At 58.1% G+C, this 24,418-nt stretch carries 12 protein-coding genes; 3 read left to right on the forward strand and 9 right to left on the reverse strand.

Translation table 11 applies throughout. From position 1 onward, the window contains the following. Nucleotides 1–130 precede the first annotated feature (130 nt). On the forward strand, nt 131–1,750 hold the full coding sequence (locus M5G26_RS11330; RefSeq protein WP_273915336.1) for an FMN-binding glutamate synthase family protein: 1,620 nt from the start codon (nt 131–133) through the stop codon (nt 1,748–1,750). A gap of 49 nt (nt 1,751–1,799) precedes the next feature. Here M5G26_RS11330 and M5G26_RS11335 read toward each other — a convergent pair whose 3' ends face one another. From M5G26_RS11335 to M5G26_RS11345, 3 genes are all read right to left on the reverse strand, one after another. Continuing rightward, entirely contained in the window at nt 1,800–3,284 is a 1,485-nt protein-coding gene (locus M5G26_RS11335) for a glucosyltransferase domain-containing protein (RefSeq protein ID WP_273915337.1), read from the reverse strand. Between the two features lie 191 nt (nt 3,285–3,475). Further along, on the reverse strand, nt 3,476–4,897 hold the full coding sequence (locus tag M5G26_RS11340; RefSeq protein WP_273915338.1) for an amino acid permease: 1,422 nt from the start codon (nt 4,895–4,897) through the stop codon (nt 3,476–3,478). Nucleotides 4,898–6,711: 1,814 nt separating this feature from the next. After that, on the reverse strand, nt 6,712–8,361 hold the full coding sequence (locus tag M5G26_RS11345; RefSeq protein ID WP_273915339.1) for a dermonecrotic toxin domain-containing protein: 1,650 nt from the start codon (nt 8,359–8,361) through the stop codon (nt 6,712–6,714). 291 nt (nt 8,362–8,652) lie between these two features. Here M5G26_RS11345 and M5G26_RS11350 point away from each other — a divergent pair, with 291 nt between their 5' ends. Together M5G26_RS11350 and M5G26_RS11355 are read left to right on the forward strand one after the other, a co-directional pair. After that, entirely contained in the window at nt 8,653–11,796 is a 3,144-nt protein-coding gene (locus tag M5G26_RS11350; RefSeq protein WP_273915340.1) for a transglycosylase domain-containing protein, read from the forward strand. 192 nt (nt 11,797–11,988) lie between these two features. Continuing rightward, nucleotides 11,989–17,103 (forward strand): dermonecrotic toxin domain-containing protein, encoded by a 5,115-nt coding sequence (locus M5G26_RS11355; protein ID WP_273915341.1) that lies wholly within the window; start codon nt 11,989–11,991, stop codon nt 17,101–17,103. A 57-nt stretch (nt 17,104–17,160) separates the two neighbouring features. On the opposite strand, the gene M5G26_RS11360 is transcribed toward M5G26_RS11355, so the two are convergent. The 6 genes from M5G26_RS11360 to M5G26_RS11385 form a co-directional block, all read right to left on the reverse strand. Continuing rightward, the gene (locus tag M5G26_RS11360; protein WP_273915342.1) at nt 17,161–18,378 is read right to left on the reverse strand and encodes a hypothetical protein; all 1,218 of its coding nucleotides are present in this window, start codon (nt 18,376–18,378) and stop codon (nt 17,161–17,163) included. A gap of 40 nt (nt 18,379–18,418) precedes the next feature. Continuing rightward, the gene (locus M5G26_RS11365; RefSeq protein ID WP_191625154.1) at nt 18,419–18,919 is read right to left on the reverse strand and encodes a CS1 type fimbrial major subunit; all 501 of its coding nucleotides are present in this window, start codon (nt 18,917–18,919) and stop codon (nt 18,419–18,421) included. Nucleotides 18,920–18,952: 33 nt separating this feature from the next. After that, on the reverse strand, nt 18,953–19,696 hold the full coding sequence (locus M5G26_RS11370) for a molecular chaperone (RefSeq protein WP_134177597.1): 744 nt from the start codon (nt 19,694–19,696) through the stop codon (nt 18,953–18,955). Between the two features lie 44 nt (nt 19,697–19,740). Then, complete coding sequence (locus M5G26_RS11375) at nt 19,741–20,958, reverse strand: hypothetical protein (protein WP_273915343.1); 1,218 nt, start codon at nt 20,956–20,958, stop codon at nt 19,741–19,743. Between the two features lie 4 nt (nt 20,959–20,962). Continuing rightward, complete coding sequence (locus M5G26_RS11380) at nt 20,963–23,485, reverse strand: CS1-pili formation C-terminal domain-containing protein (RefSeq protein WP_273915344.1); 2,523 nt, start codon at nt 23,483–23,485, stop codon at nt 20,963–20,965. Nucleotides 23,486–23,598: 113 nt separating this feature from the next. Further along, the gene (locus M5G26_RS11385) at nt 23,599–24,090 is read right to left on the reverse strand and encodes a CS1 type fimbrial major subunit (protein ID WP_134177600.1); all 492 of its coding nucleotides are present in this window, start codon (nt 24,088–24,090) and stop codon (nt 23,599–23,601) included. Nucleotides 24,091–24,418: the final 328 nt, after the last annotated feature.

Below are 24,418 nucleotides of genomic sequence, written 5' to 3' on the forward strand. Positions count from 1 at the left end.
CGAATGCGTCGGATCAGACAATAATTTTTCTACTGACAGGTCGCTTTCGCGAGCCGGCTCGCTCCCACAGGGATTTTGTACATCCCTGAGCCTTTCGCCGAAATCTCTGAGTCCGAACCAAGGAAACCGTATGAGCCTGTCACTCCTGAGCCGCTACGCCTTCTTTGCCGTCTGCGTGATATTTACCCTCGCCAGCCTGCCTTTCCTCGAACATGACTGGCTGTGGCCGATCACTGCGGTCACCGGCGTGCTGAGCCTGATCGGTCTGTTCGACCTGCTGCAAAGCCCGCACGCGGTGCGCCGCAACTACCCGATCCTCGGCAACATCCGTTACCTGGTCGAAGGCATCCGCCCGGAAATCCGCCAATACCTGCTGGAATCCGACAGCGATGCCCTGCCCTTCTCCCGCGCGCAACGTTCGCTGGTTTATTCGCGAGCGAAAAACGAAACCGCCGACAAACCCTTCGGCACACTGATCGATGTCTACCAATCCGGTTTCGAATTCATCGGCCACTCGATGCGCCCGGCGCCACTGACCGACCCGAGCAGTTTCCGCGTCACCGTCGGCGGCCCGCAGTGCTCGCAGCCGTACTCGGCCTCGGTTTTCAATATTTCGGCGATGAGCTTCGGCTCGCTCAGCGCCAACGCCATCCGTGCGTTGAACCAGGGCGCTAAACTCGGCAACTTCGCCCACGATACCGGCGAAGGCAGCATCAGTCCGTATCACCGCGAACACGGCGGCGACCTGACCTGGGAACTGGGCAGCGGCTACTTCGGCTGCCGCACCAGCGACGGCCGTTTCGACCCGGAACGCTTTGCTACCCAGGCACAGAATCCGCAAGTGCGGATGATCGAAATCAAGATGAGCCAGGGCGCCAAACCCGGCCACGGCGGCATCTTGCCCAAACACAAAGTCACCAAGGAAATTGCTGAAACCCGCGGGATCATGATGGGCGAAGACTGCGTGTCGCCGTCGCGCCACAGCGCGTTTTCCACGCCGATCGAAATGATGCAGTTCATCCAGCAACTGCGTGAACTGTCCGGCGGCAAACCGGTGGGCTTCAAGTTCTGCCTCGGCCACCCGTGGGAGTTCATGGGCATTGCCAAAGCCATGCTGGAAACCGGCATCCTGCCAGACTTCATCGTCGTCGACGGCAAGGAAGGTGGCACCGGCGCCGCACCGGTCGAGTTCACCGACCACATCGGCGTGCCGATGCGCGAAGGCCTGTTGTTTGTGCACAACACCCTGGTCGGCCTCAACCTGCGTGACAAGATCAAACTCGGCGCCAGCGGCAAGATTGTCAGCGCCTTCGACATCGCCAGCGTGCTGGCCATCGGCGCCGACTGGGCCAACTCCGCACGCGGCTTCATGTTCGCGATCGGCTGCATCCAGTCGCAAAGCTGCCACACCAACAAATGCCCGACCGGCGTAGCGACTCAGGACACTTTGCGCCAGCGCGCGCTGGTGGTGCCGGACAAGGCGCAGCGCGTGTTCAACTTCCACCGCAATACCCTCAAGGCGCTGGCGGAAATGTTGGCAGCGGCCGGCCTCGAGCATCCGTCGCAACTGTCGGCCAAGCACTTGGTGCGGCGCATGTCGGCGACCGAGATCAAACTGTTCTCGCAGTTGCACGTATTTCTGAAACCGGGGGAATTGCTCACCGGGGAAGTGAATGGCGAGTTTTACTCGCGGATGTGGCAGATGGCGCGGGCGGACAGTTTCGAGCCGCAGGAAGTCGCGGCCGCATAACGACCAATGCGCCGGTCTGCGCAACGGACTGGCGCGAACGACCAGCACCTCACCACTGCAACAACCGTCCGTGCGGCGGCTCTTTCATGACGATAAAGCCATAATCGCCGAGCAGATAAATGCGGTAATACAGACTCTCCACCAGCGCTGGATAACCCCTGTAGCCGACGTGAGAGGCGTTACGTCGCTCACGTTCGGCAACCACATTGGTGATGCCCATCGACGGCAGGTTCTCTGCGAGCATGTAGTAATCGACATTCAGCAGATAACGCAAAACCGGTAGCTGCCTGAACGATCCCTCGGCACTGGCCAGCCAGCGCTCGGAGTAATTGATCGACAGGTAAATACGCTTGGCTTCACGCAGTTCGCGATGGGCGGCGATGTCGTGACCGAGGCTGTACAGCGCAGCTGTGGCGAAGGTTTTCTGCATGTTCAACACGCGGCCGTAAGCAAACGACAGCGACAACGTCGCCAATAGCGGGATCACCAGCAGCAAAGGCAACAAACGGTGACAGGGAGCCAGCGCCAGACGTGCGAGAAAGAACAGAAACACCAGCAGCACACCAAACCCCATCAACGTTCGCGCGCCCTCATTGAAATCGCGGAACAGCAACGTGATACCCGGCACCAGCAATACCAGCACCGCGAAAGTGGCCAGGCCGAGGATCGCATAGCTCGCGCGCCGATCCATCCCTGCGAGACGCGCCAGCCCCCAGAGCGCAAAAAGCACCAGAGCAGCAAACACCCAAAGATATCCACCGTGAAACAACAGCGCGATTTTTTCCAGCACGCGGCCCATGTTGGTGATGATTTGCAGTAATGGATGCCCTGCCCTGTCGAGCAGCTGCGCTTGCCGCGAGGCCGCCATGAACGGGTACGCGGTGACGTCGTAGATCGCGATGCCGAGAGCGAGTTGCGCAAGCCTGCCGCCGAGCAACTGCCAGACCTCCGTCCACGAGACACGCCGGTGCAACGCCCTGAGCAACTCCACACAACACAAGCCCAGAAAGACGTTGACGCTGATCTGGTACAGCCCGAGACCCAGCGCAATCAATGCCGCCGGTATCAGCCAGCGTTGTACCCGCGTTGAACCGTCAAAGGTCACCGCGCAGACCATCGCCACCAGACTGAAGGCCATACTCGGCCCGTCGTACTGATAGGAGAAATTCTGCAGCAGGAACGGGTTGTACCAAAGCGGCAACGGCACCAGACAACAGGCCAGCGTCGGCTCGGCAAAGTAGTGAAACGTCAGGCGCGTCAGCGCCAGGCTCATCGCCACAGTGGCAAGCAGCAACGGCAAAGGGAAGATATCCGGCGCAGCGCCGGTGAACGTCAACGCCTGATACAGCCAGTCGGCGAACAGCCGCCCGTAACCGGCCCAGGCATTACCGGCGGCCAGCGCACGCCAGTTGTCGTCGATGTAGGGATAGTCGGCGAGGATCAACGGCAGAACATACAATCCGGTCGCCAGCACAAAGAACAGCAGGACCTGGCGCCGGCCGAGTTCGCGAACGAAAAAATCGCTGATCCTCATGGCTGCGCCTCTATTCACTACCGCGCCAAGTGATACAGATTTGAACCTCAGCGTCGGGTTTGTATCGCTCTTTCAGACCGGCGGTAAAACGGCAAAAGATCGCAGCCTGCGGCAGCTCCTACAGGGTGAGATTCTCTGTAGGAGCTGCCGCAGGCTGCGATCTTTTGCTTTTCGCTGGTGTGATTTACAACTTACGACGCCGAACGCACCGCGCCTTGCGCTGCGTTGGTCGGTTGCAGCTTGAACACGTAGAACAACACTGTCAGCAGCACCAGGAACGCAGGTCCCACATACAGCGCCACGCGAGTGTCCGGGAAGTACGCCATCAGGCCGACCACCAGCACCAGGAACGCCAGGGCAAAGTACGAGCTGACCGGGTACAGCCACATTTTGTATTTCAGTGCCGCGCGTTCGCTGGCGCTCAGGCCTTTGCGGAATTTCAGCTGAGCCAGCAGGATCATCACCCAGGTCCAGATCGCGCCAAAGGTGGCAATCGAGGTCACCCAGACGAAGACTTTCTCCGGCACCAGATAGTTGAGCATTACGCCCAAGAGCAACACCGCAATCGACAGCAACAGCGCACGACGCGGTACACCATTATTCGATGTTTTGGCAAAACCCGCCGGTGCCTGACCATTCTGCGCCAGGCTGTAGAGCATGCGCCCAGTGCTGAAAATGCCACCGTTGCACGACGACAGCGCCGCAGTGATCACCACGAAGTTGATGATGCCGGCGGCGGTCTTGATGCCCAGACGTTCGAAGGTCATCACGAACGGACTGCCCTGAGTGCCGATTTCATTCCATGGGTAGATCGACAGAATCACGAACAGTGCGCCGACGTAGAACAGCAGAATACGCCAGAACACCGAGCCGATCGCGTCAGGAATGGTCTTCTGCGGGTTCTTGGCTTCACCGGCGGTCAGGCCGATCATCTCGACACCGAGGTAGGCGAACATGACCATTTGCAGCGACATCAGCACGCCGGTCACACCGTTGGGCATGAAGCCGCCATGCGCCCACAAATTGGAAATCCCCAGCGCCACACCGTCATTGCCGAAGCCGAAAGCGATGATGCCGACGCCGCCGATGACCATGGCGATAATGGTGACGATCTTGATCAGGGCGAACCAGAATTCGAATTCACCGAAGGCTTTCACCGCAATCAGGTTGATCGAACCCATGCTGATCAGCGCCGCGAGCGCCCAGATCCAGCGCGGTACATCGGGAAACCAGATGCCCATGTACACGGCCACGGCTGTGATTTCCGCGACGCAGGTCACCAGCCACAGGAACCAATAGTTCCAGCCAGTGAGAAAACCGGCCAACGGGCCGAGATAGTCTTGCGCGTAACGGCTGAAGGAGCCGGCGACCGGGTTGTGCACAGCCATCTCGCCGAGCGCGCGCATGATCACCAGGATCGCCAGGCCACCCAGAATGTAAGACAGCATGATCGCCGGGCCGGCCATTTCGATGGCCTTGGCCGAACCTAAAAACAGACCGACGCCGATACAGGCACCGAGCGCCATCAGGCGAATATGCCGTTCGCCGAGTTCGCGTTTGAGCGGACCGCCCTGAGCGGTGTCGCCGTGAGGCAGGTGATTGCCAACTGGCATAGGGGTGCAACCTCGTCTTGTTATTGGATATGACCACCGAGTATCGAAGCGTCGGCCGATAAGCCTTGGCTTGAAATGAAACCGCGCCTGCTTTGTGGGCAGACGCGTCTTGCAGGGCAACCTGAAAGATCAGCGGGGCGTGCAGTATAAAAACCTTGATGCAGGGTTTTTCACTCTATAAACCAAAAGATTCAGCGGGAGTTGCCGCAGATACGCCAGCTGGCCGAGGAGATCAACTGGTAGCTGTAGGAAAACTCGCCACTAAAAACGCCGGCGAGTATTGCACAACCTTGGTGCGTCGTCTTTTCAACGTGCGTTTTTATCCGGAGAAATCGGGTATCAGGCCGCGCTGCTTTGCCGTGTCGCAGTGACCGCGGTTTTCACGACTCTGGAACCGGTTCTGATGACCTTGTCCTGAAAAAAAGCCTTGGCCACTCGGGTTGGCTTGTCAAAAAAACCGGGATCTTTAACGGAATATTGTGCAATTGTCGGAGCACCATACTGGGCCTGATAGTGAAGCACCCACTCACCCGTAGTCCGCTCATATTTCATGTAAGCAAACCCCGTCAGAATCATGTACGCGTTGCCGCTTTCATCATTAAGCAAGCCGTAATCCGGAAACTCCATGGCGGCACTCAATCCCCAACCATGTTCGTGGCCGGGCAGATCGTTGTACTGAGCAGCTTCCTTGCCAGATTCCACATGTCTTACGCGCAGGACGTTTTCCCCCATCTGATCGACGATAAAAGAGCAGCCGCTGAACCCGGGCGTAAACACATGATCGGGCTCGCCCCATCGAGGGTGAACGGGAATGTCGACATATCCTCCCTGAGGCGCCCAATACCCCGATAACGCATTGGTCTGGTGTGGCAGTTCGTCAGGAGTGCTCCACACGCTGATTGCGTTGAATTCGCCTTCGACCACGCCGGAAGTTGTCATCCGTTGCATGGCAAAAATCATCTGCCCCCCTCCTTGGGTATTGATCATTTGCGGATCTATCTTGCGGATATCCGACCAGAACTGGGACTTGAAAAGATCAGTGCTGATAGGAAGATTATCGAATTGCGGGGCCGCCAGGGCCTGATGAATATTCGTCGGCCTGCTGGTGAAAGGGACAAATTCAAACGGCCCCCAGTCGTAGGAAAGATGGCGAACATCGTTGAGCGTCACCACTTCGATCCGCGGTTCCCACAGACCGTTGGGCAAACGCTCGCGCTGGAAAGGCGGGCGCCCCCATACCGGCCTGCCAGAGGTACCTGGCTGCGGCCCGCTGACGGCGTCCGAGTCATGCAGTTCATCGGTGATATTGCCGCCGAACAGCGACTGCGGTTGCCATTGATCCGGCGCCACTTGCCGATACCTGCGAGCCGCCAGTTCGTTGAAACCGGAATCGACAAGGATGACGTCGACTACTTCCGCGTTAAGGGTGAAATCATTCTTGACGCGATACACCGCGACCTTGCCCCGCTCATCCATATTGCGAATATAGCGGCGCTGCCCGTCAGCACTTTGCAAGATCCCTTTGCCTGCCGGGCTGAGGCGGGCCACTTCGGATGGCCTGACGGCATAGCGACGAAACTGCCTGTTATTGAACCCGGCAGGTGTCGGTTCAACTTTTGTCGAAGGAGGTGGCAACGCAGGTTGCCATTCGCCAGCCCCGTCTTGCTCAACGAGCGGCTGGTAAGCCTGCGGATTGTTCGGATGAAGAATTCTTGATTGCCCGGTGGCCGGTTCAATGACTGTCTCGAAGACACCGTCCTCGACCTTTACATAGTGTCTGGCGCCGACCACAAATTGATTCTGTGGATCAGGCTTCACGTCTGCCAACGAAACGTCGCTTCGATAAGGTGCAAGGTCAGGCTTCCACAAACGCTTCTGTCCTGCGGGCATTTCAATCGGCTTGAACTCTGAATGAATACCGGCCAGCAAAGGCAGAGTCGCCACACCAATGCCGATATTTTCCAGCACGTCGGTGATGTGTTCCCAGCCGGCTTCCTTGTCGCCCTTGCTGAGTTCATCAAGCCCTCCAGCACTTCGTCCATCAGTTGTACGGCCGACACCCCGAGCATGACCAACCCCAATGGAGGCACTGCAAAAGACAGCACATTCAATGCGGCCAGGCCGACTTCGAGAAATATCGCGAGCAAGGATTGCTCATCCCGCACATCGGCATCGGCATTGGACACAGCAGCATCGCGGGCATCGCTGAAAATCCGCTGGTTGAACTCCCGATGCAATGTTGTCCAGATGTCGTAGTGCTGAACCCAGGGATCGCCCGAGGGATCCAGCACCCTGAGTTGCAGAAGAAAATCGGGCTCATGCTTCTGCCGACGGGTTTCGTGATCCCACAACCGCGGTTTGCCTGACGCCGTAGGAACCTCTTCGGTAAAGCTGTAGTAGAACGTCGAACGATCCTTGTAACGCATGAACCGGCTGAAGAATTGTTGATAGGCCGTTGGCGCCTTGGACGAGTCGCTTTCAGAGCGACGCACGAACTGTTCAATCAATCGGGCCTTGAGTTCCGTCACTGTCGCGTAGTGTTTAACGGGATGATCGGGATCGTCGGGAATGTAGGCGATGAAAGCGTTATTGGCGTAACCGTCAACGGTCGGCAGCAGGTCGTCCAGAATGCTTTCATCGTCCGGGTCGGCGATCTCGAAAATGATACAGCTGTGCACGGGCAACTCATTGAAACTCAAGCTGCGATACCACAGTGTCTTACCGTCGACGTGAACAGGCTCCTTCCCTTCTATACTCGACATCAATGCTTCAAAATGTTCGCGACGAATATCACCTTTACACAATGCAATATAACTCGCAGCTTTCAGTGCTGCTTTCTGGTAGTTGACGAACAGCTTATTCAGCTTGTCCCGAGCACCGCCGTCATCCCAGTGAAGTTCAGTATGCAAGTAGGCCTGATAGTGTTTCCCGATATCGAGTAGCCGGCATAACGCGATAAATTCATGAACATCCAGTCCAACTTCGACTTCCGCTCTTCCTGAAGCGGTCATATAGCAATGCGGCTTGAAAAAGAACATCGCCTTTTTTTCAGCCGGGTGGTTATGCAGGGCGGCGTCCACCAGCGAAGCGGGTGGAATCTGCGAGGAGTGAAAATCACTTTTACCGGACAAATCCACTTGCACCCGATTGACGTCCAGATCCAGCCCGGTCCTTTCCTTGATGGCCTTCGCCAGCAATGGTGCGGCGAATTCATGAGGACTTTTCACCGATGCCATGGCGTTATTCAGCAACGTGTGCGCCGCTATACTTTCTTCTATCAGCCTTCGAGCTTCGTCGCGTTGTTTGGGCGACGCAGTCTTTAGCCATTGTGGTGCATCGGCATCAAAACTTTTCAACATCTCCAGATTTTCTTTTGACATATTCAACAATGGCGACGGCGTTGCGGCCGTAACAACATCAACATGTTCGGCAATACTGAAAACCTGACCACGAGATTCAAACATGACTTCATCCCAGACAAATAAAATTGAAGCCCGAGTTAACATCAAAACATTCAACAGGCGAAGCCGGCGAGTGCTACCAGACTTTGGCAACTTACATTCATACAAATAACCGCTACTGAAAAGTTACAACTGTGTTTTTTTGATTCGCAGTCGCTCAACCCGCCACATCACACCGCATTTTCCGTGCCGTACCTCCACGCCTGCCCCGACTGCACATTTTTTTCACCAGCCCCAACCACCGTCTAAGCTTCAGACAAGTCCGATCAATCTGCGTGAATGGATCAATCGACTATGGGCGCTTTGTGGCAAACCGATTCGAGTAAAGCCGTGGTTCCGACTGACCGTGTGGATGAAGCGCCTGTCCCTGAAAAACCCCGCCGCAACCGGCATGGGTGGAAGGCTTTCTGGTTGTTGCTGGTGATTATCGCGATCGTGGTAGGGCTGGCCGCGTCCAAGGAAATGCGCACCTCGCGCTTTCAGTCGCGCGAGCTCAGCCGGTACGCGGCTTCGCTGACTTACCATCTCGAACCCGGTCCCAGTGAAGCGATTCGCTATCCAGGCAACGGGCCGTTCGATCTGCGTCTGGGTTACAGCTCGCTGGATGAATTCCTTCCGCGCCTGCTCAAACGCAATTACGTCATCACCGAGCAGACGCGTTTTTCCCCGGCGCTGCTCAGCTATACCGACAAAGGCCTGTTCGTGCCGTACTCGGAGAAGATCCAGGCCGGGCTGTCGATCACCGACTGCCGGGCTGCGCCGCTGTACAAGTACAACTATCCGCAACAGCTGTACGCAAGCTTCGCGGCGATCCCGCCGGTGGTGGTCAGCAGTCTGTTGTTCATCGAAAACCGTTTTCTGCTCGACCCGAAACAGCCACTGGCCAACCCGGCAGTGGACTGGCCGCGCTTCGGCATGGCGGCGTGGTCGCAAGTGGCGAAATTGCTGCGTTTGCCGGGCCAGTCGGCGGGCGGCAGTACCTTGGCCACGCAACTGGAAAAGTACCGGCATTCGCCGGATGGCCTGACGGTGTCCGGTGCCGAGAAACTGCGGCAGATGATGTCCGCCAGCGTCCGGGCCTATCAGCCCGGTCCAGAAACCCTGGGGGCACGGCAGAACATCGTGCGCGATTACCTCAACAGCGTGCCGCTCTCGGCGGTGCCGGGGCATGGTGAAGTGCATGGCATGGCCGAAGGCTTGCGCGTCTGGTACGGCAGCGACTTCAACCAGGCCAACGCACAATTGAACAGTCCGGCCACGGACCCGAAAACCATGGCTGCCAAAGGCCTGGTCCTGCGTGAAATGCTCTCGCTGATGATCGCCCAGCGTCGCCCTTCGCATTACCTGACCAAGGGCCGCGAAGAGCTTGCCGACCTCACCGACAGCCACTTGCGCCTGCTCAAGCAGAACGGTGTGATCGACAGCGCGTTGGCCGATGCCGCCCTGACCAGCAAGGTGACTTACCGCGACTGGCAGACCCAGCCGACCATTCAGCCGATCGAGACCAACAAGGGCATCAGCGTCGCCCGCAGTCGTCTGGCGAGCATGCTCAACCGGCCGCTGTACGACCTCGACCGCCTCGACCTCTCGGCCACCAGCACCCTGCAGGGCGACCTGCAAACCCAGGCCACCGCGTACCTGAAGAAACTCGCCGACCCAGCCTATGCCGCCGAAATCGGCCTGCTCGGCGAACGCTTGCTGACCACCACCAGCACCACGCAAGTGCGCTACAGCTTCACCCTCTTCGAACTGACGCCGGACGGTTCCCGCGTGCGGGTGCAGACCGACAGCACCGACCAGCCGTTCGACATCAACGAAGGCAGCAAACTCGAACTCGGCTCAACGGCAAAAATGCGCGTGCTCACCACTTACCTGCAAATCATCGCCGAACTGCATGACAAGTACGGCGCCATGAGCGTGCCGGAACTGAAGAAAGTCGAAGTCCCCGATCAGGATCGCCTGAGCCAGTGGGTCATCGATTACCTGATCCAGAACAAGGATCACGACCTGTCGAAGCTGCTCGGCGCAGCCCTTGACCGCAAATATTCGGCCAGCCCCGGCGAAGCGTTTTTCACCGGCGGCGGCTTGCACACGTTCCACAACTTCCGCAAGGAAGACAATGGCCGCCTGCCGACCCTGCGTGATGCTCTGCGCGAGTCGATCAACCTGCCGTTCATTCGGCTGATGCGCGATGTGGTGCGTTATGTCACTTATTCAGGGCCCAATAGCAGTGCCGAACTGCTCAAGGACGATCGCGATCCGCGCCGGCAGGAATACCTGGCAAGTTTCGCCGACCGCGAAGGTACGGCGTTCCAGCTCAAGTTCTGGAAAAAATACAGGAACAAAGACACGCAGGCACGCCTCGACACCTTCCTCGACAGCATGCGCCCGACACCGATCCGCATGGCCGCCGTGCATCGCTACCTGCTGCCCGAGGCCAGTCAGGAAGACTTCAACACGTTTGTGCGCTCCCACCTCAAGGGCGCCAAGCTCAGCGAAAAACTCACCGATGATCGCCTGATCCGCCTCTACGATTCCTACGGTCCTGGCAGTTACGATTTGCCTGATCAAGGCTTCATCGCCAAGGTGCATCCGCTGGACCTGTGGATGATGGGCTATCTGTTGAATCACCCGGACGCGACCTTCAGCGAGATCGTCAAGGCCAGCCATTTCGAACGTCAGGAAGTTTATAGCTGGCTGTTCAAGAGCAAGCACAAGGGCGCCCGCGACAGCCGGATTCGCACCATGCTCGAGATCGAGGCGTTCCTCGAGATTCACCAGCGCTGGCAGAAAGTCGGGTATCCGTTCGATCACCTGGTGCCGTCGCTGGCCACCGCCATCGGCAGCTCCGGTGACCGCCCCGCCGCACTGGCCGAATTGATCGGCACCATCCTCAATGACGGCGTACGCATGCCGACGCTGCGCATCGACAGCCTGCATTTCGCCGCCGGCACGCCGTACGAAACGCAACTGGTCAACGACCCGCATGTCGGCAAACGGGTGATGCCGTCCGAGGTCGCCACGGCCATGCGCGAAGCACTGTCGCAAGTGGTCGACGCCGGTACGGCAAAACGTGTTTCCGGCAGTTTCAAACTGGCTGATGGCAGCCCACTGGCCATGGGTGGCAAAACCGGGACCGGTGACAACCGCATCGAGGCCATCGGTTCGGGCGGTCGCATCCTCAGTTCGAAGTCGATCAACCGCACAGCAACCTTTGTGTTCTTCATCGGCGATCACCATTTCGGCACCTTGACCGCATTCGTTCCGGGTCGCTCGGCGGAGAATTTCAAATTCACGTCGGCCCTGCCGGTGCAGGTGCTCAAAGGCATGGCGCCGATTCTGACGCCGTACCTGCAACCGGGCAGCGACTCGCAATGCAAACCGCCGCAGACCGACAGCGTGGCGATGCTCGAAGCGCCGCGCCCTACGGCGAGGTAACAAATCGTGTCGCCTCTTTCTGCATCAGGGTGACGAATTTTCGGTTCGGCGGGTGGTATTCATGTATTTTTCAGATTCGATTTTTCGTCGGGTTGCAGACCCGCAAAGCCGTTTGCCTCCCGATCTTTGAACTTTTGTTTTGCCCCGCCGTGGGTACGCTGATCACTCCTCAACAATCAAGGATGATTGGCCATGTCTCCCTCTCCCCAGCCTGCGGAAAACGCCGACAAAGGACGGCACTACGATTTCATCAAGTCCGCCGTCAACGACAGCTTCAAGACCGCCACCGTCAGCAGGGGCCTCGCCCTGGCCGCCTCGCCACTGAAGAATGAAGCCTGGTACACCGCCGCGCCCGCCGCGTACCTGAGCAAACTCGCCGCTGCCAACCTCAAGGCCTGGAGTTCGCAGAACCAGGTTGATCATCTCTTGGCGAAAACCGATCTCCATGCCTTTGCCGAGCCTCTGCTCAAGGCAGAAATCAAAGCACGGCACGGCATCGAGCCGGACGTGAAAACCACCTTTCTGCGCCTGTACCTGCCCAAGGACAAACCGTGGTACACCATCGATGTTTCCGGGGGTGTCGCAACCCGCACGGTCTCGCTGCTGGATGCCGCCCTGCACAACTTTGCCAGCAGTGAAACGGTCGGGCATGGCTCGGACTACATCAGCAAACCCGATGAGCGCGGTTTGTTCGATGTGCTGCCAATCAAAGGTGCAATGCCTGTCAGCCAGTTCCAGACGCTGTGCCGCGATCTGGATATCGGTGCGCAGTATAAAAAGCATCTGGAAAGCTACCTGCTTCCCGGCGAGCCACTGGCCGCAAGCGTGCTGCAACACAAGGTGAGCGAGAGCCAGAAAGATGCCCTTGCCGTCGCCGCGCACCTGGCACTGATCAAGGAAGATATCCCGTACGACGCCTACAAAATGCTCTTGAGCCTGGCCGAGGACAAACCACAACTGCTGCTCAACGGCCGCTCGATGCAGTGCTCTGACCTGTCAATGCTCGGCACTCGACTGACCGGTATCCTGGTCTTGACGCACGCCGTAACGGACAAGCGTGGCATCCGACGCCTGATCGTCTACATACCCCACGACCCGGATCACCCGCTCAAGGAGTACGACTCCCTCAAAGCCTTCCGGGATGAATTGGCGCGCCAGTTTCGCGAAGACCGAATCAGCGCCTCGACCGGCCAGACCTATCGCCAGTTCTTCAGTCAGTTTGTCGACCAGCAGCAGCGCGGGCACTTCTTCGCCGAGCTTGAGCAACGCCTGTTCATCGTCAGGTATCACCCGCGCCAGGACCCGACCGATCAGCGACCGCCGTGGCGCAAGGATCCGGTGGCCAACCCCAACCTGCAATTCAGTCGGGTGAAATTACAGGGCGATTACTGGCGCCATGCCTATCAGCAAAAGCTCAACAAGATCCTCAACGACGCCCGGGAAATCGCTGTCTCTACCGTCGACACCGACAGCAAGGCGCGCTGGGCGTGGTGGGATAACTTAAAGAAGATTGTCTCGGACATTTTCAACGTCGCGCTGTTGATCGCCACCCCGTTCGTGCCGGGACTGGGCGAACTGATGATGGCCTACACCGCTTACCAACTGACCAGCGACGTCATCGAAGGCATCGTCGATCTGGCCGAAGGTCTCTGGGAAGAAGCCGCCGGGCATGTCATCAGCGTAGTGACCGACATCATCCAGTTGGCCGCCTTCACCGCCGGCGCGCAGATCGGCGAAGCCTTTCGCGTGAAGCTGTCGCCATTGGTCGACGGGATGAAAGCGGTCAGGCTTCCCAATGGCAAAGAGAGTTTATGGCACCCGGACCTGAGTCCTTACGAACGCAACGAACTGATGCTTTCGCCAGGCGCCAGACCCGACCGCCATGGACTGCATCAGTACGCTAACGAAAACGTCCTGCCGCTGGAGGGCAAACTGTACTTTGTCGAAAAAGCCTCGACTAACGCGACGTCCAACACTCACCGCATCAAGCACCCGAGGCGCGCCAACGCCTACAAGCCGAAAATCGAACACAACGGTCACGGTGCCTGGGTGCATGAAATCGAAGCCCCGCAGGACTGGCCGAATGAAGCGCTGATGCGGCGACTGGGCCACCGCGTCGAACGTTTTTCCCCCACAGAGCTTGAGCAGATCCGCATCAGCAGCGGCACCGATCACAACGCGCTGCGCCAGATGCACATCGACAACAGCCCACCGCCGCCGCTGCTGGCCGATACGGTCAAACGCTTCAGCGCATACGACGATGTGCTTACGGCGAGTGCCGACATTCGCAGCGGTCGCCCGATCGATCCACAGGCTGTCTGGCTGGAACCGATACTGACCACTTTGCCGGGCTGGCCTGGCGGCAAAGCGTTGGAGGTATTTGCCGATGCCAGTCTGAGCGGCCATTCGCGCAAATACGGCAACCCGCAAGCTTTGCCGGCCGATACATTGAGCATCAGTCAGGGCGATCTCAACGCGGGCAGGTTGGTGGAGCGGGTGGTGGACTTTCTCGGTGACGAGGACCTGAATCATCTGACCGGTCAAGCGGCCAGTCGCGACGAACGTGTCGGCCTCTTGCGCAATCGGCTCGCGGACGCGGTTGATGAGCGACGCAGCGCCGTCGCACACCACGTGTATCAGGCCAGTGAACGCTCCGGTAAAACCGACATCCGCGTGGTCAAACAGACCTTTCCCGAGCTACCGCTCGTGCTCGCCGAGAAAGTCGTGGCCGAGGCAAGCCCGGCCGAATTGCAAAGAGTCGTCGACGAACAACGCCTGCCTCTGCGCCTGAAAAATCAGGCCCGAGAGCTGAACTTCGAAGCCAGCGCCGCCCGCGCCTACGACGGTTTTTTTCGCGATGAGCTGATCACCGCCGACACCGAACGACTGGCCCTCAACACCCTGAAATTCTACACCGACAGCTTCGGCGATCTGCGCATCGAAATCCGCGACGGCACCTGGGATGGCCCGTTGCGCTGCAGCGCCGGACCGCAGGAGGCAACCAGCGTCCGGCGTCTGATCCGCGATGAACACGGCCGTTATGCGGTGCTCGACGACAGCAATCGCGCACTGCATGACGCCGACGATTTCTATGCCTCGCTTCTGCGCGCGGTGCCCGAACAGACCCAGTCGGTTTTAGGCCATCGACGCGGCCAGAGTCATGCACTGAAACGCTGGATCATGGAAAAAGCCGCGCCGGCTGCCGAACGCCGGACGGTGTTGGCCGAACCACCCATTCGGCCGGTGGTGAGCATTGAAACCGAGACCCTGGTGCGCGGCTTGCCGCGGTTTCTCCGTCGATCGACACCGGATGAAAGAATAAAGGACCTCTTTCCCAAAATGAGCGAAAGGGAACGAACGACTTTTATTGAAGCTTTGGCACGCAAGGGCGAACCGGTCGACGCCATCGAGCGCCTTGAAAACGAACGCAAGGAACTGCACGACGAGTTGATGACCTGGAGTAGCAGTTATCGCGAATTTGATGTGGAAAGCGACTACTGGAACATTTCATCCGACTACTTGGAAAAAGGCGGCAGGTTCATCGAGACACGGCTGATTGAATGCTTTGATCGTCAAAGCGAGATTTTCGGTGAGCGCAGCCTGCATCCGGAACAAGGCTTGACGCTGGATTTATCTTCCGAGTTCCAGGGGTATGAACTCGAACGCTGGTGGAATGACCTGCGCAGGCGGCCAAAGATGAAAAAATACTTTGATCGCATCACGGCGCTGAAACTTGACCGGGCGCGCCTTTCTCCAGACCCCAGCGCTCTGCTGAGTACCTTCCCTGAGCTTCGCCAATTGAGCGCCCGCGAGTGCGAGTTGAAAGAAATGCCTTCCATCATCGGGTTGATGCGCCAACTCAAAGATCTGGACCTGACCGATAACGCCATCACACTGACCAGCGAATCCAGCCAGCAACTGGCCGGGCTGGATCAACTGCGAACACTGAATCTGAACGGCAATCCCCTGCGTCAACCACCCGATGTCGGACACATGGATCACTTGACTGAACTGCGCCTGGCCAAGACGAAAATCCAGACCTGGCCCGAAGGTTTGTTCCGTGTCGGCGCGATCGACAAACAGCGACCACAAAGCTTCTATCTGGATTTACGCGATGCACCAATCAACACCTTACCCGAGGTCACTCCCGGATCAGCGCAGGCTTACACCCTGAGCCGGGCGCGCTTCGATACGAAGCGATTGTCCGTCGAAGATCACGTGCGGTATGGCGAGTACCGTAAATCCGTAGGCCTCTCTTTTGCGCAGGAGAACTTTCCGGCCGCCGAAAACGAAATCAGTTATTGGCAATTGTTTCCCAAGAACTCCACTGCCTCCAGCCCTTCAGGATCGCTCAGCAAGTATCGCCTGGAGTCCTGGCATGATCTGATGGCCGAACCCTATTCGGAAGGTTTTTTCAGCGTGATTCGCAAGCAGCGAGAGAGCGCCGAATACCAAACGGATCATGGCCGCAGACGCCTGACCCAGCGGGTCTGGGAAATGGTAGACGCTGCCGCACTCGATGCCAGGCTGCGGGAAAAGCTGTTCCAGCAAATTGAGTCGCCCAAAGACCGCGCAGATCTCGGCGCCCGGTTGTTGAACTCATTGGGAATGAAAGTGCTGGTATCGAAGGCTTACGCCGGGTCGACTTCAGCCACCGAACTGGAAGCCAGCCTTGTGCGCCTGGCGCGCGGTGCCGCGCGGTTGGACCGGGTTGCCGATGAAGTCAGGGTCGAGTACAAAAACCAGACCGAACAAAACCTCATGGACCCCGGCATACCCGTGTCGGATGAAGTGGACATTCACCTGGCATTCGAGATCGGTCTGGCGCAAAGACTGGAACTGCCCTGGCAGTCCGAAAGCTTGCTGTATCCCCGCCCCTCTGGCGTCTCTGCGGAAAACATCGAGACGGCCTACAAGCTGATCATCAAGGACGAACAGGGTGACGGGCTGGTCAACGGGATGATCGACCTATCCTCCGAAAACTTCTGGGAAGAATATTTACGCCGTACCCACCCTGATGACTACGAAGCCAATGACCGTTTGTTCGACGACATGTCAGGGCAGCTCGACGAGCTGCGCAGCGCCCAGGCCGAATGGGCCAACGCCACCCCCCAGACGCCCCTGAATGCGCTGGCGCGCAAACTGGAAAGGCTCGCCGATCTGTTGGGCGTTCCCCAGGCAGAGGTGTTCAGCGGCGACCTCATGAGCGATGCAACCTATGAACGACTGTTCAATAAAATCGCCTATGAGCGCAAAGAGATTTCCAGAAAACTGACACGTGAAGCCATGGCCAAGACCGGTCTCTGACTTCCTTGATTTGCAACCCGGCCAGCCCCACAAGGAACTGGTCGGATTGCACCGCGACTAACCGACTTCCGAATCCCAGATCACCGTGATATTGCCTCTGTAGGGCCGGCCTTGGGCATTGTCGATCATCCAGTGGGTTTGCTGCTCGTTCACTTCGAAATGCAGAGTTCCCGGCTTGCGATCGATATAGAGAGAGGGTTGAAACGGCGCTGTAGGCTCAATTCCCAATGGCTTGCGCTTGACCGGCAGCCCGGCGCTGTCGCTCAAGCCGTTGGGCAGACTGACACTGACATCCACTGCCCCGGCGAATCCCTGACCATCAACAATGGCACATCCCGATTCGAATCCCAGACGATGCTCACATTCAAGTTTCATGGTGAATTTCGACGACGCCGAGATATGGAATATCTGATCGCGGTAAAGCCGCGAAGGTTTGCGACCGCTGTCCAGCCAGCGCTGCCAGCCGCCTTGCGGTTCCAGTACAACTTTGTCGCCGCCAGGCGGGATATCCACTTTCAGGGTGTGCTGCACGTCGAGTACAAAATCCAGGGTCAGGTTGCTGTCGTCCGGCTCCATCCAGGGTCCAAGATCAAAATCACGTGTGACACCAAGGCTATAGGCCATTGAGCCGGTGTAAAGACCGGAAGACATACCCAGCGGGTTGGGCGTTCTCAGCTCGTAAGCAATATCGAGCGAATTGAAGGATATGGATGGAATGTTGTACATCGCCGTCTTGACGCAATAAGTCTCAACAGGGGTCTTCCAGAAGAACCGATAAGAATCAGCGCTGTACGCCCCGACGCCGCTATAAAGACAGGGGGGCGCTGCATACACCCAACTGTTGGTGGTCCAGAGTTTCTGATGCCCTTCAAGGATATCGCTCACACCCACCAACTCGTGTGCCGGCTGGCTCAAAACGTAACTGGAACCCATACCGGTGATACGGACTTCGACGGTCTCGGTTTCCTGAGTCTGAGCATTGGTCACCGTCAATCGTCGCCAATTGGCTGGGGCCTTCATCGATATCCAAAAAAATGGCGTAATGGGGACGATTGAATTGAAACGAACAGGTACCTCAATACTGAACGTAGCGTTGTCAGTGCATTGATCCGGATACTCCGCGCAATAACCCGAATTCGGGGTTTTATTGACGAACACGTTCTTGCTCGGCTGCGAAGGATCCGGCTGAAACAACGCGCGGATCTCCTGATTGATCGCCTGCGCCTGCGGGGCGTACAACGCCGCCAGCACGCCCAACCAAATGAACATTTTCATTATTCGTCCTGCCTCTGATGAGCCTGATCCGTTTTGCCGCTTACGCCCCCGGTGCCCTGGCGTTGAACATCAGCACGACATTGCCGTGGTAATCCCCAGGGCGATAACCACCCGTTGGTTCGATCGGGTCGATCTTCAACGCCACGCGCTTGCCCCCTGCGGCTTCTTCCTCGGACAGCACCTGACGCGGGGTGACATGCGAACTCAGCTCGACATCATTGAAGGAAACCAGCAGATCGATCACCTCGCCGGGGCGGCCATTTTCCAGGTACGGGTCGTAGGCAAGGCGGGCTTCGATCGCACTGCTGTCATGGCGCACGTCGAAGTTCCTCTGTAGCCCGCTGAGGGTCGAACGCTGGTAATCCCACTCAAGCCGCTGCGGTCGGTGGATCCAGTCCGGCTCTGCGGGAATGATGTAGAACGGACGGCTGGGGATGGTCAGGGACACTTCGAAGGTGTGCTCTTCGCGCGCGGCCCACGCCCCGGCGCCAGCCAGCGCAGTGACGGCCAGCAGCGCCGCGGCGGTGCATTGCTTGATCATGTTGGTTACCCGATACGTCAATGGAAAACACACCTAGCGACTGGCGATCTTCATGGTTTTCTTGTCGCTGCCTTCGATCAGAAAGAAGCTGTACTGGCGGCCCTTTTCCTTGTCGAAGGCAAAGGTCTTGCCCGCCAGCACATGGTGTTTGGTGGTGGCGCCGCAGTCGCTTTCCTTGCTCAATGAGCAGCTCTTGAACTCATCGACGATCAGCACGGTGTTGCCGTTGTTGCGCAGTTCATAGCGGTTGTCGGTGTCGTTGACGACGGTGGCGAAACGCGCGTCCTTGGGCCGCACGAAGAAGATCGTGCCGAACCCGGTCATCACGTTGACTCCGGCTGAAAGCGAGTTTTTATAGTCTTCACGCTCTTCGCTGCTGACCACGAACTCGTCTTCCTTTTCCGGCACCACCGGGACGAAACGTACGCGGAAATAGCGCTCGCGATCACGCTCGCCCATGTACAGCAAACGCGTGCCCTGCATACCTTGCGCCGGGACGATCAGCCGCGCCGGGCTGGCCATCACGCCATTGCGCGAAGCGCCATCGGCGGCATTTGCTACGGGCACTTCCTGCGGCAAGCCATCGGCGCCGTAGATGATTTCCAGCACGTTGATCTTCACGAACGCGGTGGCATCGCCGCTGTTGAACACCCGTTTGAGGTAGGTACTTTTATCGGCGTCGAGATAGTCGTAGACGGTGCCGACATTGATTTGCGGACCGGCCTGCGCCGTCAGGCAAAACACGCTGAGCACGCCCAGCAGAAAACCACGGTTCATCGCGTTCAACTCCATGAATATCGAAAGGGGTTTGACTGGCGTGCTCACACATCCGAGTCCCAGATAATGGTGATGTTGCCGCGCAGCCGGTCGTTCTTGCCGGGACGCAGGAGGAACTCGATCGCAAACGGATCGAGCTCGAAATGCATCGCGCCGGGCTTACGATCCACGTACAGGCCTGGCTGAAACGGGCCGACCCAGGTGTTGAATAGCAATGGCGTCCGGGTAACGACACCACCACTGGGGCCAGCGATACCCGCCGGTAAACTCATGGCCACTTGAACCTGAGTGCTATCCCCCGATGGGCTGCCCAACGCGCAGGAGGAACCACCTTGAGAATTGCAAAGCAACATGACCTTGAAGCGCGACGACGCAGAGATGTAGAAGGGTTGATCGCGAAAGATCCGCTTCGGCTTGCGGCCGCTGTCGATCCACGGCGCCCATCCGCCTTCGGGTTCCAGCGAGACTTTATCGCCGCCCGGTGGCAGATCGACCTTGAGGGTGTGCTGCACGTCCAGCACGAAGTCGAGGGTCAACTGGCTGTCATCCGGTTGCATCATGTAGCCCATATGGAAATCGCCGCCTGGCCCCATGGTGTAAGTAATCGATCCGGTATACAGACCGCTCGACATGCTCAACGGGTTAGGCGTCTTTAGCTCATACGAAAAATCCAGCTTGTCGAAGTACATCGAGGGGATACGGAAAACGGTATTTTTGGTGCAGGACGCCTCCACTGGGGTATGCCAGAAAAAACGATAGCTCGTGTCGGAATACCCCGCCAAGCCGCTACCGACACAAGGCGTCGGGGCATAAATCCAACCTGTTTCAGATCTCCAGAGCTTGTCATGTGCCTGCGCGGCGTTCGATATTCCAGTGAGCTCCTGCACCCGATCACTCAGAACATATGTGGAGCCGATGCCGGTAATACGTACCTCGACGCTCTCCGTTTCCTGGGTATCCTGATTCGTGATCGTCAACCGTCGCCAATCTGCGGGGACTTGCAACGAGACACCGTCACCCGGTACGAGTGCGCGGTTTGAACTGTAACGAACAGGCAACTCGATGCTGAACATTTTGCCGTCAGCGCATTTCCCGGGAAAAGCCACGCAATAGCCGCTATTGGGCGTCAGGTTATCGAACAGGTTCTTGCCCGGCTGCGAAGGATCAGGCTGAAACATTGCGCGGATTTCCTGATTGATTGCCTGGGCCGGCGACATGCTCAGCGCCAGTGCCAAGGCACAGCCACCTGTAAATATCTTCATGGAATCAACCTGCCTTCTGTTCAGTGGAGGTGACGTCGGCCAGGGTGTCCGGCGTGCAACGCAGATCGCCGATCATCAGCACATTGTTTTCGCTGCGATGGCTGCCGGCATCAAGGCGGAACTGACACAGCAACTGATTGCCCTGACGCACTTCCAGGGTCGGTGAACCGGCGTTCATTTCCATCGAGAAGAACCCGTCGACTTCGGTCACGCCACGGCTGGCGTGGTTGATCACGTGATGGCCCTTGAGCGGCAGCCCTTGCCCGTCCACCAATCGACCTAGCACGGTCAGGGTTTTCATCACGCGGACCTTGCGGTACTCCACGCCCCCCTTGTTCAGGTGATATCGAGTGCGCGCCGGTTCAATGGTGGCGGCCGGCACGTTATTGCCTTCGAAGTCGAAACTTACCGAGCTGTTCTGATATGCGGTAATCGGGATGAAATTGCGCCCCGGCTTCAACGCCGCCCCGCCACCGCTGTAATCGTCGGCGCGCAGAACGATGTCCTCAATATCCGACTCGACGTCGACAATCATCCCGGCGCCACGCACTTCGCTCTGGCTGGTCATGAGCACCTGCTGCCCGCCGACCACCAGCGTGCTGTCGACGTTGAGACCGCCGGTGAAGTTGCCGTTGTAGGAGGAGCGCTGAATGAAGCCATCGCCATTGACCGCGTCGGTGCGGAAGTTGGCGAGGCTGGCCACGCCCACCCCGTAAGTGTCCGTGAGTGCCGTGAGCGACACGTTTTGCAGGACGTGATCCTGGAAATCCTTGCGCCAGCCGAGCGAGGCGTTGTTGTCACGCGTGCCGTCGCGGGCGGTGCGCGAACCGATACTGCCGGTGATCTGCTGACCGGGGGCGCCGAGCGCCATGTTGATGCTCAGGTCGACGCCGCGATTACGCGCATCGCCACTGCTGAAACTGCCCGGCCGATCAAAAATCGACAGGCGCCAACTGGCATCGCTGCCCAGCACCATCGTGCGCTGGGTCCAGCCCAGATCCACCCCCATGCCTTCGACATTGCCCTCGCTGTGCGAGACCCGCGCGTTAACCGAACTCTTGCTGCTGAGGCGATGGTTGAGCGCCAACGAAGAATTGCTGGTCTGGCCGATAAATACATTGCGCGGACGCACCCGGGTGCCATCGGGCAAGGTGTCGTAGGTATTGGTGGTGTCGAGCCAACTGCGGTTGTGGCTGACGACGATGCTGCCGGCGCCATAGTTGTAGAGGCTTTGCAGATCGAGACCGGTGCCGTAATCCTCGGTTTTGTAGACGTTGGCATACAGGCTGAGGTGATTGGCCAGCGTCCAGTCGATGGACGTGCCGTATTGCAGTTTTTCACGGATCTGGCGCGCCGACAGACCGAGAATCACCCGCGGATGCAGCAGGTAAATCAACGAGGCACCTGCGGTCGGGCTGCCGCTGGCCTGGGTGTCCCAGTTGCTCAGCAGTTTCTGTTCTTCGCCGGCAAAGACGTTGTAGCGCCAGCGCTCGTCGAGGTTGCGCCAGTTGTTGGGCTTGTACACCAGCTCCTGGGTGGTTGAGGTGATCTGGCCGTCTTCGATCAGCCGCACTTCCACTTCATAAATGCCACCGGGCAATGGTCGGGTGTCGAGGGTCTGCAAACCGGCCGGCACCGATTGGGTATTGATCAGCAGGCCATCGCGCCAGATCTCCACCGATCCCTGGCGGTTGGCGGTGACGTAGATCGGATAAACGCTGGGCATCGGGCTGTTGATCGCCAGGCTGTCGGAGCTGCCGTACATCACGCCGACGGCGGTGTCGGGGCTGGTGCCGAACGTGCGCGGCTGGCGCGTCAGCCCTTCGGAATTGGGGGTGAAATAACCCAGCCGGAAAAAACTGCCTTGCAGTTCGCGCTGGGTGTGCAGCTCTTGAATGGCGTGATACAGCTTGTCGTCCGGGCCGCCGAGACGGGCCACTTGCAGATTGAGCGTCTGGCTCCAGTTGCCCAGGCTTGAGCTGGCTTCGAGGCCAAAGCGTCCGCCGAGATCCTGGTCCTGACCGCCATTGAGATTAAGCTGGTTGCGCACCATCAAGCCGTGACTACCGCTTTCAGGCTGATCGTAGTAACGCTTGGCCTCAACATCGCGCTCGGCGTTTTCGGTGAGGATCGACACCAGCGAATTTTCCAGGTTGTAGTGCACCGCCAGAAACTGATCCGGGCAAGCGCCGCTGCATGTCCCCAGTGGCACACCGGGCTTGAAATAGCTCGCCCACTTTTCGCGTTCGGCGGGGCCAAAGCGGTTTTCGCTGGTGTCGGTGAATTCGAGCAGGGTGATGCGATCATCGCGGGACAACACCACCATGGCCTCACCCAACGGCTGCTGGTCAACTTCGACCCGCACTGCCAGAGGCACATCAAAGAAATGCTCTTCGAAATCCGCCGGCAACCCCTTGGCCTGCGCCAGCAGACTGCGGGGTGTGGTACCGGTGGAGTCGGACGCCACGGCTACGCTGGCACAAAACAACAGCGCAAGCGCAGCCGCGATGGGTGTCATCGGGAACATGAACTCGTACTCTGATTTACAAACAAGGAAAGTCCGGCGGGGCAAGCACAGCTGTCTGCCCCGTCGGTTAGCGCCACTTGTAAAAGTGCACGCTTAGTGCCCGATCAATGCGATCAGTTGCCACCAACTGGTGGCACGGCATCAAAGATCATTGCCACGGAGCCGGTGTAATCACCCGGCTGGAAGTTGCTGCCTACGGCGCTGATGTTCAGCGGCGCACGGTAGTTGACGTCGGACTCCGACTCACCCACCACCAGTTGCGGAGTCAAGGTCAACTCCTTGTTGTTAAGCAGCACGCGCAGGTCAATGGAGGTATTGCCGGCGATCAGTTTCGGCTGGCTTTCGAGGCTGGCATGTACCGAACCGTTGTTGTTACGCACATCGAAGAAACCATTGACGTCGCGCATCTTGCCGGTGGTCGGCTGATAGCTCATGTCCTGGTCCTTGTTGACCAGGTCCGGATCAGTCGGCACAACATAGAAACCGTTGGTCGGCACATGCGCGACAAGGCTGATCGAGTGCGACGCTTCACCAGCGGCGAATGCGCCAGTGGAACCCAGTGCCAGAAGAGCCAGTGGAGCGGCGATTGCGAATTTCTTGAACATCGTTATGTACCTGTTTTCTTGGTAGGGGGATGAACATTGAAAGTTCAAGACAAACACTGCCCGAGTCGCTGCCCGAGTTGAGCCAGGTCAAACTTGAACTTTCAATGCCGGGGCATCATCGACTGTTACCTCTGGAATGTAAGCAGGCAACTTCCGACAACTTCGTAGTTAATCAACCCCATGACCCGCGAGAAAAAAGAACAAAAAAACGATATTCGAAACGGTAACTGTAAGTTATCCCCTACAGACAGTTTAAGTTAAAAAACCATACAGCAACTTCGCCCCGACAGCACGGTAACTTAGTTGAATCTAGAATATATACTCTAGC

Source organism: Pseudomonas sp. TNT2022 ID642 (genome assembly GCF_028656995.1).
Classification (GTDB): domain Bacteria; phylum Pseudomonadota; class Gammaproteobacteria; order Pseudomonadales; family Pseudomonadaceae; genus Aquipseudomonas.

Excerpts from the sequence above, each read along its gene's own strand:
- M5G26_RS11330 (WP_273915336.1), top strand. The coding sequence starts at position 131 with ATGAGCCTGTCACTCCTGAGCCGCTACGCCTTCTTTGCCGTCTGCGTG.
- M5G26_RS11335 (WP_273915337.1), bottom strand. The coding sequence starts at position 3,284 with ATGAGGATCAGCGATTTTTTCGTTCGCGAACTCGGCCGGCGCCAGGTC.
- M5G26_RS11340 (WP_273915338.1), bottom strand. The coding sequence starts at position 4,897 with ATGCCAGTTGGCAATCACCTGCCTCACGGCGACACCGCTCAGGGCGGT.
- M5G26_RS11345 (WP_273915339.1), bottom strand. The coding sequence starts at position 8,361 with ATGTTTGAATCTCGTGGTCAGGTTTTCAGTATTGCCGAACATGTTGAT.
- M5G26_RS11350 (WP_273915340.1), top strand. The coding sequence starts at position 8,653 with ATGGGCGCTTTGTGGCAAACCGATTCGAGTAAAGCCGTGGTTCCGACT.
- M5G26_RS11355 (WP_273915341.1), top strand. The coding sequence starts at position 11,989 with ATGTCTCCCTCTCCCCAGCCTGCGGAAAACGCCGACAAAGGACGGCAC.
- M5G26_RS11360 (WP_273915342.1), bottom strand. The coding sequence starts at position 18,378 with ATGAAAATGTTCATTTGGTTGGGCGTGCTGGCGGCGTTGTACGCCCCG.
- M5G26_RS11365 (WP_191625154.1), bottom strand. The coding sequence starts at position 18,919 with ATGATCAAGCAATGCACCGCCGCGGCGCTGCTGGCCGTCACTGCGCTG.
- M5G26_RS11370 (WP_134177597.1), bottom strand. The coding sequence starts at position 19,696 with ATGAACCGTGGTTTTCTGCTGGGCGTGCTCAGCGTGTTTTGCCTGACG.
- M5G26_RS11375 (WP_273915343.1), bottom strand. The coding sequence starts at position 20,958 with ATGAAGATATTTACAGGTGGCTGTGCCTTGGCACTGGCGCTGAGCATG.
- M5G26_RS11380 (WP_273915344.1), bottom strand. The coding sequence starts at position 23,485 with ATGTTCCCGATGACACCCATCGCGGCTGCGCTTGCGCTGTTGTTTTGT.
- M5G26_RS11385 (WP_134177600.1), bottom strand. The coding sequence starts at position 24,090 with ATGTTCAAGAAATTCGCAATCGCCGCTCCACTGGCTCTTCTGGCACTG.